Consider the following 9,560-nt stretch of genomic DNA (forward strand, 5'->3'; position numbering starts at 1 on the left):
GAGGGGTTGGTCGGCCCGTTGGTCGCGCTGTCGCCCAGCACGGAGAGCCACCCACCCCCAGCCCCTCCCTTCCAGGGAGGGGGGGAAGAATGGCGCGCGTGTTGGCGTTATGCCCGCACCGCCGTCACGAAATAATCGAGCTTGGTGTCGTCGCTCAGTACGAAGCCCTTGGCGACCGAGAAGCCGAGCCCGCGCACATCGACGACGCGCAAGCCCGCCGCCTCGACCAATTCGGTCAGGGCATCCGGCGTCAGGAACTTGTCCCAGTCATGCGTGCCGCGCGGGATTTGCCCGAGCCCTTCGCCAACGGTGATCAGCGCGAGGCGTGACAATGCCGTGCGGTTGGGGGTGGAGAGGATTAGCAGGCCACCCTCCGCCAGCGCACCCGCCAGCCCGGCAATGAAGGCGGCAGGGTCGGTAACGTGCTCGATCACTTCCATGCTGGTGACGAGATCAAAGGTTGCGCCGTCCAGATTCTCGACGCTGCCGGTGCGATAGTCGATCGCGAGGCCCGATTGCGCAGCATGCGCGCTCGCCACCGCAATATTCTCGGCCGCCGCGTCGAGCCCGGTGACGCTCGCTCCCAAGCGCGCCAGCGGTTCGCACAGCAAACCGGCACCGCAGCCGACATCGAGCGCACGCTTGCCCGCAAGCGGGGTGAAGCCCGTCTCGTCGCCATGCCACTGCGCATCGATCCGTTCGCGCAGATAGCGCAGGCGCACCGGGTTCAAGCGGTGCAACATCGCCGAGGAGCCCTTGGGATCCCACCAATCCGCCGCCATCGCGCCGAAATGGGCGGCTTCCGCGGGGTTGATAGTGGTTACAGACGTTACGGTTGCGCTCTTCATGTGCGCTTCCTATCAGGACGCCCCCAATAGCCCAAGCCCCAGCTCAAGGATGTCTGCTGCGCATGGCCCGTATCGTGATGAAATTCGGCGGCACCTCGATGGCCGGGATCGAACGGATCCGCAGCGTTGCCGCGCGCGTCAAACGCGAAGTCGCGGCGGGCAATCAGGTCGCGGTGGTGGTATCGGCGATGGCGGGCGAGACCGATCGGCTGGTCGGCTTCTGCCGCGAGGCGTCGTCGCTTTACGACCCCAAGGAATATGACGTTGTCGTCTCGGCAGGCGAGCAGATCACCAGTGGCTTGCTGGCGATCGCGCTGCAGGCGGCGGGGGTGCCGGCGCGCAGCTGGCTTGGCTGGCAATTGCCGATCGCGACGTCGGATGCGCACGCCTCGGCCCGGATCGAAGGCATCGACATGGCTGCGCTGGAGGCCAGTCTCGCGGCGGGCGAAGTGGCAGTGATCCCCGGTTTCCAAGGCATCGATGCGGATGGCCGCGTCACCACGCTTGGCCGTGGCGGCTCCGATACGTCGGCAGTGGCAATGGCGGCGGCGATGAAGGCGGATCGCTGCGACATCTACACCGATGTCGACGGGGTCTACACCACCGACCCGCGCATCGTCCCGCGCGCGCGCAAATTGAAGAAAGTCACCTACGAAGAGATGCTGGAGCTTGCCAGCGTGGGGGCCAAGGTGCTCCAGACGCGCTCGGTCGGGCTCGCGATGAAGGAAGGCGTGCGCGTGCAAGTGCTGTCGTCCTTCACTGGTGAGGACGCACCGATGGCGGATACATTGCCCGGCACGATGATCGTCGGCGAAGAGGAGATTGAAGACATGGAAAGCCAGCTCATCACCGGCATCGCGCATGACAAGAACGAAGCCAAGATCACGCTGACGGCGGTGCCCGACAAGCCGGGCGCGGTCGCGGCGATCTTCGAACCGCTTGCGGCGGCGAACATCAACGTCGACATGATTATCCAGAATATCGCCCATGCGGCAGGCTCGACCGACGTGACCTTCACCGTGCCGGCGGCCGATCTGGCGCGCTCGATCGAGGCGCTGAACGCCGCGCGCGAAAAGATCGGCTTCGCCTCGCTGGTGCACGATACGCGCGTTGCCAAGATTTCGGTGGTGGGCGTGGGGATGCGCAGCCACGCCGGTGTCGCCAGCACGATGTTCTCGACGCTGGGCGAGCGCGGCATCAACATCCAGGCGATCTCGACCTCCGAAATCAAGGTCTCGGTGCTGATCGAGGAGGATTATACCGAGCTGGCGGTGCGCGTGCTGCACACGGCATACGGGCTCGATGCCGAGGATGCCGCCTGAACGGCGAAAACGGCCCGCTCAGCGGGTGCTGAGCGTGCCATTGCCGGAGGCATCGAAGGTCAGAATATACTGCCCGCCGATCGGCATCGACCAGGCTTCCTCCGCCACCGAGATGACATCACCGATCTCCTGCCCGCCCGCATCTCGGACGAGCTGAAATCCCCCCCGCTGCCACCACGGCGGTGCTGACGGGCGAGACTTGCAGCGCATAGGCACAAAAGATGGGATCGGTGCCGAGGCCAAAGCCGACGGTCACTTTGTAGAGCGTGGCATCATAGCTTGGGATATGCCACCCGGCCGAATCATGGGTGAGCGTGACCGCTTTGTTGAGCGGCAGTATGAAGCTGTCGGCATCGCTGGAATAGGGAAACGCCGCCGCATTGGGGCTGATCTCGCCAGCCTTATAAATCGATGCGAACCAGGACACTGGCAGATCGCGGTTGAAGGCGATGTACACGTTGGTGTCGACGGTCTGCAATCCGGCGACGATGCGTTCCCCGCCAAGTTGGGCCAGGTCCGACGGAAAAAAGTAGCCACCAGTGCGATCGCGTAATCCTGCGCAGGTTTGATGGTGACGGTCGTGGTGGGCGGGTATGCGGTGGCTGCATACAGCGTGTCTGCAGCCACCGGGGTGAAGCGCGGGTTTGCCTGTGCGATCTCGTCGGGCGTCGGTGAGAAGGGGGTGGTTTTCACCGGGATGTCACCTTTGCCGAGCCGCACGGACGGTTGCGCCCTTCAGGGCCTGTTGCCGCCAAAGATGGCCTGGGCACCCGCGACCAGGAGGTTTTGGATGGTGGCGGCCGACTGCGCGCCGCTATAGCTGAAGTTCACGGTGGTCGCGCCGTTGACGCTGGTGATCGAGAATTGCACCCCGCTCACCACGAAGTAAGCAAATCCGGCCGTCAACGCTGTCGCCACGGTGATCGTCCCGGTGAGGAACGTGTTCGCGACATAGCCCTCCGCTTCTTCTTCGGCGGAAAGCTTTGCCACGGAGGACGTGTCCCAGTGAACCTGCGTCACGGTATCCTGTTGGATCGTGGCGTCTTCCAGATACGCCATCGCCATCAACTGCGAATGCTCGTCGGATTTCAGGAAGGCGAGATTTTCCAGCAACGCGAACTGGGCTGGCTTGCCCGGCGCGATCTTCCACTTTCCGTTGTTCAGCAATGTTACGGTGCACGCCCCGCCGGAGAAGGAGCCGGGGACCGAGACCTGGGCGGAGTCGTTGCTGACCTGCGTCCAGTCGGCGAGGGTCGAGGATCCGAACGATCCGACGCTGATGTAGAAGCTCAGTTTCGGCGTCAGGGTCCGGCTCTGATTGGGCGAGGGTGACCAGGTCATGCCCATGAAGCCGCTGGCCGTCTGGATGCCGAACGACTGGTTGCTGTACCAGCCCAGCGCCTCGTTATCTTCCTGGTTGAAGGAGTTGGTGACGAGTTTGATGCTGTTCGGGCCGGTTGACGTGCTCGCTGCGTTAAGTTTTGGCCCCTTTTTGGGCGGAGCGTTGGCATAATCGGCGTTCCACACCTGGGCGAGATCGCTGTTTTGCGAGATCGTCGAGGTGACTTGAACGTCGAGGCCGACGGCGTTGTTGCTGGCACCGGCACCGACCGAATATTGCACGGGGATAACGAAGTAATTTGTGCTCGGATCGTTCGAGTCGATCGCGATCGACGCGCTCGAATTGGCGAAGACGTTCGGGTCGCTCGCGATTTCCGCAGGCCGGGTGAGAAAGCACCAGAACGTCTGCGTCGAGGACGACTGATTGACCAGATAGATGGTATATTGGCTAGGCATGATCATCTCCATTGCGAGAAGGATACGCTGCACATCACTAACTTGCGACAAGAGGTATCAGATCAGCCAGTCTAGGCGGTAGATCGCGATCCCGATGAAAGACGATCAATAGATATGATGCGTAGAAGGCGTCGGTGATAGTGTCATCGCAACATCCTATAAGCGACACGGCGGTCATACTATGGATGGATATTATTGCACCGTATTGCTGAACCAATTTGACGGTTTGTAGAGAGGATTGAGCGAGGTCGATCCGATCTGGAGCGAATGGCGCGCGGAAAGAGCGAGCGTCCGCTTCGTCGACGCAAACCGCTTTTCGGGGAATGTCGGAGGGGGCTAGATGGTCTTGACCGTAGCGGCTAGGCACAATGGCATGACCCAAGCGACTTCCATTGTATCTCCGCTTTCCGGCGCGGAGCGTCTTAAGCGCCGCATGGCGCGCGGCACGGCCTTTCTGGGCAGCGAGACCGCGATCATCTGTGGCGCGATGTCGTGGGTGTCCGAGCGGCACCTCGTCTCGGCCATTTCCAATGCGGGCGGGTTCGGCCTGATCGCCTGTGGCGCGATGACGCCGGAATTGCTCGATGCCGAAATCGCCGCGACCAAGGCGATGACCGACAAGCCGTTCGGCGTGAACCTTATCACCATGCACCCGGCGCTGTTCGATCTGATCGAGGTGTGCAGCCGCCACGGCGTCGGCCATGTCGTGCTGGCCGGCGGTTTGCCCCCGGCGGGATCGATCGACGCGATCAAGGCCAAGGGTGCCAAGCTGATCTGTTTCGCCCCGGCGCTCAGCCTCGCCAAGAAACTGATCCGCTCGGCGTCGATGCGCTGGTCGTCGAGGGTATGGAAGCGGGCGGGCATATCGGCCCGGTGTCGACCAGCGTGCTCGCACAGGAAATCCTGCCCGACGTTGCCGACAAGGTGCCGGTGTTCGTGGCGGGGGGGCATCGGGCGCGGCGAGGCGATCGCCGCGTATCTCGACATGGGCGCGGCGGGCGTGCAGCTCGGCACGCGCTTCGCCTGCGCGACCGAGAGCATTGCGCATCCGAACTTCAAGAAGGCCTTTCTGCGCGCATCGGCGCGTGATGCGGTGGCAAGCGTACAGATCGATCCGCGCTTGCCCGTCATCCCGGTGCGCGCGCTGAAGAATGCGGGCGCTGATCTGTTTACCGCCAAGCAGCGCGAAGTCGCGCAGGCGCTGGACGAGGGCACGATCGCGATGGCCGAGGCGCAATTGCAGATCGAGCATTATTGGGCGGGCGCCTTGCGGCGCGCGGTGATCGAGGGCGATGTCGAGCATGGCAGCCTGATGGCGGGCCAGTCGGTCGGCATGGTGACCAAGGAAGAACCCGTCGCCGACATCATCGCCAGCCTGATGGAGGAAGCCGCCGCCGCGCTGGCACAGCGCGCGGCCTGAGCCTCAGCCGAGCTGCGCCAGCCCTCCGCCGAGCATAAACACCGCCAGCGCCGCGCCGCCGCCGAAGATGAAGGCGATCAGCAGCGACAAAATGCCCGCGACCACGCCGCCCTGACGGCGGCGCACGAACGTGCTGCGCTGGCCGGGTTTGCCGAGCTTGAGTTCGACATAGCCCGCCGCCGCGCCGCCAAAGGCGGTCATCACCAGCGTGATCGCGGCCCCCAGCACCGTCTGGGTGGCGATGGCGATCGGCAGCAGCAGCGCAAACGGCGCGGCCATCGCGAAGGCGGCGAGCAGTTTCGCAATGTCGATCTCGTCCTTGCCGACCGGCGCGACCGCCAGCAGATCGGGCGAATCCTCCGCCGAAACCGTCAGCCAGGCAAAGCTGCCGACGAGCTGGCTCGCGATGAACACGCTGCCAAAAGCCAGGGTCGCCGGGAGGGGGAGGGTGTGCCCCTTGCCAAAGGCGACGAACAATAAGGGGGCCATGTAGATCAGCCGCACCACGATCTGGAAGGCGAGCGCCGGGTCGCGCGCGAGCAGCCGCCACTCCTTGGCGAAAATCGTGCGCGTCAGCCCGGCGTGAAACAGGCGTCCGCTGGCGCGGCCGGTCGGCTTGCTGCGCGACAGGCGCATACCGCCATCCTGATAGCCCGACAGGAAAAGCCGCTGCAGCGCCGATCCGGCGGCGACGAACAGCAGCAGCGCACCGCCCAGCAGGATGAAGATGGCGAGCGGATCGCCCAGGGCCGCGCGACCGGGCAAAGCGGAGAGCCCGTGCGATCCAACGCCGTTTGCGCGCAGACGCTCGAACAGCGCGACCAAGGCACCCGCGCGCCGGTCGCTATGCGACACCAATTGCGTGCCGAGGAAGATCGCGCCGCCGAGCACTGCGGCGACGATCTGGCCGACGGTGCGCGCGGCGCGCGGGCCGACCAGCGTAGCGATCGTCAGCGTCAGCGCGAGGCCAAGAGCGGCGGCGGCAAAGGCGAGCGCAGCGAGCAACGCGACCAGCCCGAACAGCTGTGGATGGCCGAGAATCGCAACCGGTACGACCATCGGCAACAGCAACGTCGCGTAGGTCAGCGCAATCGCGCCGGCGATCCCCAGCAATTTGGCCAGCAAGACCGTTCGCTCGGGCACGGGCGCGGTAAACAGCAGCGACAGGTCGCCGCTCTCATAGAGCGTGCGCTGGCTGCCGATCATCGCCTGCGCGGTCATGAAGGTCAGCGCGAGCAGGCTCGCCCCAAGCACGGCGATCAACATCTCGGGCAAGACCGGAATCGGGGTATCCCGCAGCGCCCAGCCGGTCGCACACCCGATCAACAGCCACAGCCCGAGCAGACCATAGCCAATCCAGCGCGACGCACCTTTGCTGGGGCGGGCGCGGAACGTCAGGCGCAATTCGTGCAGCGCCAGCCAGACGAAGCTTCCCGGCCGCGCCCGGCGCATCGCCCAGTTCATGCGGCCACGGGCTCCGCGCTGGTCAGGCGGATGAAGGTGTCTTCCAGCGTCATGCCCTCGGTGCCGGCACGGTCGCGCAGTTCATCGAGCGTGCCCTCGGCGAGCAAGCGCCCGCCGCCGATGATGCCAATGCGATCGGCCATGCGTTCCGCCACTTCGAGGATGTGGGTGGTGACGATCACGGTCTTGCCCGCTTCCACCTGCGCCCGCAGCGCATCCTTGACCGAGCGCGCCATGCTCGCATCGAGCCCGGTCAGCGGTTCGTCGAGGATCAGGAGCTTGGGATCATGGATCAACGCCCCCGCCAGCGCGACCTTCTGCTTCATGCCGCGCGAAAAGCCTTCGCAGCGCGTGTCGCGTTGCTCCCACAAATCGAGCCAGTGGAGCAGCCGATCGGCTTCGCGCGCCGCGAAGCCGGGGTCCATCCGCCACAGCCCGGCGACAAAGGCGAGATATTCGAGCGGCGACAATTTGTCATAGAGCATCGGCTCATCGGGCAGCCAGGCGGTGATCGCCTTGGCCCCGAGCGGATCGCGCCGCGTGTTGATACCGAAAATTTCGATCGACCCGGCGTCGGGCTTGGCGAGCCCGGCGACCATGCGCAGCGTGGTGGTCTTGCCCGCGCCGTTCGGGCCGAGCAGCGCGTAAAGCTGACCCCCGGCAATATCGAGATCGAGCCCGGTGATGACAGGCTTGTCGAAGCTCTTGGCCAGGCCTCGGATGCGCAAGGCGGGCGCGTGCGGGGAATCGATCATGTGTTCTGTTTAAGCGATACACCATGGCCGTCCAGTAGGTACGGCGCGCCTATGCGGGGTTTTCGGATCGCGCGCGTGCCGTTACAGGGCGACGTCATGCCGCACGCCGACCTCGATTTGCCGACGCAAGGCCGTATCGTCGCGGGCGAGCATCGCTTCGCGCTGCGCGTCTATTTCGAGGACACCGATCTTTCGGGGATCGTCTATCACGCCAATTACCTGCGCTATATGGAGCGGGCGCGTTCGGACATGCTGCGCCAGGCCGGCATCGACCAGCGTGCGCATCAGGAAAGCGGCGGCGGGGCGTATGCGGTGACCGCACTCAACATCCGCTATCGCGCGCCCGCGAAACTCGATGATGCGCTGCTCGTTGTGACCAGACTTACAAAAGTTCGCGCTGCATCGGTCGATATTCATCAGCGAGTCATGCGCGGCGGTGAGATACTGACCGAGGCAGACGTGACCGCAGCGCTGGTCGGTGCAGCGGGGCGCGCGGTGCGCCAGCCCAGGGATTGGATTGCCGCTTTCGCCCAAGTGATGGGCGAAGGCGTTACGACATCAGGAGATCAGCTTTCGTGAACGGATTCATGCTCAATACCGATGCGACGACCCTGTCGCCGATCGCGCTGTTCCTTCAGGCGGATTTGGTGGTGAAGACCGTGATGATCGGACTGATGCTGGCGAGCGTCGCGACCTGGGCGGTGATCCTTGGTTTCCTCTTCAAGCTGGGCAGCACGCGTCGCCAGATCACGCGGTTCGAGCGGGATTTCTGGAAGGCCGAGGATATCGATGCGTTCCACCGCGTGGAGAGCGAGAACACATTGCCGATCGCGCGCGTGTTTACGGCGGGGGTCGCGGAATGGCGGCGCTCGACCGCAGGCGGCCATGTCGACCGCGAAGGCACGCGAGAGCGGCTCGCGACGGCGATGGGCTCGGCGGTTGCAAGCGAGATCGATACGCTGTCGGACCGGTTGAATATCCTGGCGACGGTTGGCGCGGTCGCACCGTTCGTTGGCTTGTTCGGCACGGTGTGGGGCATCATGCGCAGCTTCACCGGCATTGCGGCGGCGCAGAACACCTCGCTCGCAGTGGTGGCCCCGGGCATTGCCGAGGCGCTGTTCGCCACAGCGCTCGGCCTGTTTGCGGCCATTCCGGCGGTGATCGCCTACAATCGCTTCAGCCACAGCATCAACCGGATCGAGGCGCGGCTCAATCGCTTTGCCGATGCGTTCCACGCAACCCTCAGCCGTCAGCTCGAAGTCGAGGTTCGGCGGTGAGTAGGATCTCCGGATCATTCTTGATGGCGGGCGGGGTATAAACCGCGATGGCGATGAACCTTCCCTCCCAGCGCGGCCGCGGGCGGCGCGCACCGATGGCCGACATCAACGTCACGCCGATGGTCGACGTGATGTTGGTGTTGCTCATCATCTTCATGGTCACCGCGCCGTTGCTGACGGCCGGCGTGCCGGTGAATTTGCCCGACAGCCGCGCCAAGCCGCTCGACCAGGACCAGAAGCCGGTACAGATTTCGATCGACGCGGCAGGCAAGCTGTTCGTCGACAAGGAAGCGGTCAATGAGGCGCTGCTTCCCGACATTCTGTCGCAGATCGCGGCCAAGGCCGACCCCGCCAAGCCGCCGCAAGTGTTCCTGCGCGCCGATCGCAAGCTCGATTATGGGCGGGTGATGCGCGTAATGGGCGAACTCAACCGCGCCGGGCTCAACCGCGTCGCGCTGGTCACGGTCGGCCAGGACGGCAAATGACGCGGCGTGACGGACTGGGGCTGGGGCTGGCTGTGGTCGGCCATGTCGCGGTGTTCGCGCTGCTCTCGCTTGCCTGGACGAGCGCCCCGCCCCCACCGCCGCAGAATAAGCCGATCGAAGTGTCGCTTGCCGACGATGTCGCGCTCGACCAGCACGCCCCGGCGGCACCCGAGCCGCCCGCACAGTCCGCAC

General features: G+C 64.7%; 9 protein-coding genes and 2 pseudogenes. 6 read left to right on the top strand and 5 right to left on the bottom strand.

Annotated features, from left to right (window positions below):
- Positions 1 to 107: 107 nt before the first annotated feature.
- The gene (gene ubiG / locus NW75_RS17705; RefSeq protein WP_033966525.1) at positions 108 to 848 is read right to left on the bottom strand and encodes a bifunctional 2-polyprenyl-6-hydroxyphenol methylase/3-demethylubiquinol 3-O-methyltransferase UbiG; all 741 of its coding nucleotides are present in this window, start codon (positions 846 to 848) and stop codon (positions 108 to 110) included.
- A 62-nt stretch (positions 849 to 910) separates the two neighbouring features.
- Between ubiG and NW75_RS17710 the strand changes: the two genes are divergently transcribed.
- Positions 911 to 2,170, top strand: coding sequence for an aspartate kinase (locus NW75_RS17710; RefSeq protein ID WP_033966526.1), 1,260 nt, complete (start codon positions 911 to 913; stop codon positions 2,168 to 2,170).
- A 118-nt stretch (positions 2,171 to 2,288) separates the two neighbouring features.
- On the opposite strand, the gene NW75_RS26830 is transcribed toward NW75_RS17710, so the two are convergent.
- Complete coding sequence (locus tag NW75_RS26830; RefSeq protein WP_231565289.1) at positions 2,289 to 2,648, bottom strand: hypothetical protein; 360 nt, start codon at positions 2,646 to 2,648, stop codon at positions 2,289 to 2,291.
- A 257-nt stretch (positions 2,649 to 2,905) separates the two neighbouring features.
- On the bottom strand, positions 2,906 to 3,967 hold the full coding sequence (locus NW75_RS17720; protein WP_033966533.1) for a hypothetical protein: 1,062 nt from the start codon (positions 3,965 to 3,967) through the stop codon (positions 2,906 to 2,908).
- A gap of 433 nt (positions 3,968 to 4,400) precedes the next feature.
- On the opposite strand from NW75_RS17720, the pseudogene NW75_RS17725 reads away from it, so the two are divergent.
- A pseudogene (locus NW75_RS17725) lies at positions 4,401 to 5,387 on the top strand (NAD(P)H-dependent flavin oxidoreductase).
- 3 nt (positions 5,388 to 5,390) lie between these two features.
- Here NW75_RS17725 and NW75_RS17730 read toward each other — a convergent pair.
- Positions 5,391 to 6,851: a hypothetical protein gene (locus NW75_RS17730; RefSeq protein ID WP_033966527.1), complete on the bottom strand. Its 1,461-nt coding sequence runs from the start codon at positions 6,849 to 6,851 to the stop codon at positions 5,391 to 5,393.
- Positions 6,848 to 7,606 carry an ABC transporter ATP-binding protein gene (locus NW75_RS17735; RefSeq protein WP_033966528.1) on the bottom strand — a complete coding sequence of 253 codons (759 nt, stop codon included), beginning with the start codon at positions 7,604 to 7,606 and terminating at the stop codon, positions 6,848 to 6,850. The genes NW75_RS17730 and NW75_RS17735 overlap by 4 nt, the downstream gene beginning before the upstream one ends.
- A 51-nt stretch (positions 7,607 to 7,657) precedes the next feature.
- Between NW75_RS17735 and ybgC the strand changes: the two genes are divergently transcribed.
- From ybgC to NW75_RS17755, 4 genes and pseudogenes are all read left to right on the top strand, one after another.
- Positions 7,658 to 8,185 (top strand): tol-pal system-associated acyl-CoA thioesterase, encoded by a 528-nt coding sequence (gene ybgC / locus NW75_RS17740; RefSeq protein ID WP_405053000.1) that lies wholly within the window; start codon positions 7,658 to 7,660, stop codon positions 8,183 to 8,185.
- 8 nt (positions 8,186 to 8,193) lie between these two features.
- Entirely contained in the window at positions 8,194 to 8,883 is a 690-nt protein-coding gene (tolQ, locus tag NW75_RS17745; RefSeq protein WP_052192487.1) for a protein TolQ, read from the top strand.
- Between the two features lie 47 nt (positions 8,884 to 8,930).
- Complete coding sequence (gene tolR, locus NW75_RS17750; protein ID WP_010405075.1) at positions 8,931 to 9,368, top strand: protein TolR; 438 nt, start codon at positions 8,931 to 8,933, stop codon at positions 9,366 to 9,368.
- A pseudogene (locus NW75_RS17755) lies at positions 9,365 to 9,560 on the top strand (cell envelope biogenesis protein TolA); the annotation flags it as partial. The gene tolR and the pseudogene NW75_RS17755, both read left to right, overlap by 4 nt.

The organism is Sphingomonas sp. Ant H11 (genome assembly GCF_000797515.1).
In the GTDB taxonomy this organism is placed as follows: domain Bacteria; phylum Pseudomonadota; class Alphaproteobacteria; order Sphingomonadales; family Sphingomonadaceae; genus Sphingomonas.

Coding starts and splice junctions, on each gene's coding strand:
- ubiG (WP_033966525.1), bottom strand. CDS start 848: ATGAAGAGCGCAACCGTAACGTCTGTAACCACTATCAACCCCGCGGAA.
- NW75_RS17710 (WP_033966526.1), top strand. CDS start 911: ATGGCCCGTATCGTGATGAAATTCGGCGGCACCTCGATGGCCGGGATC.
- NW75_RS17720 (WP_033966533.1), bottom strand. CDS start 3,967: ATGCCTAGCCAATATACCATCTATCTGGTCAATCAGTCGTCCTCGACG.
- NW75_RS17730 (WP_033966527.1), bottom strand. CDS start 6,851: ATGAACTGGGCGATGCGCCGGGCGCGGCCGGGAAGCTTCGTCTGGCTG.
- NW75_RS17735 (WP_033966528.1), bottom strand. CDS start 7,606: ATGATCGATTCCCCGCACGCGCCCGCCTTGCGCATCCGAGGCCTGGCC.
- ybgC (WP_405053000.1), top strand. CDS start 7,658: ATGCGGGGTTTTCGGATCGCGCGCGTGCCGTTACAGGGCGACGTCATG.
- tolQ (WP_052192487.1), top strand. CDS start 8,194: ATGCTCAATACCGATGCGACGACCCTGTCGCCGATCGCGCTGTTCCTT.
- tolR (WP_010405075.1), top strand. CDS start 8,931: ATGGCGATGAACCTTCCCTCCCAGCGCGGCCGCGGGCGGCGCGCACCG.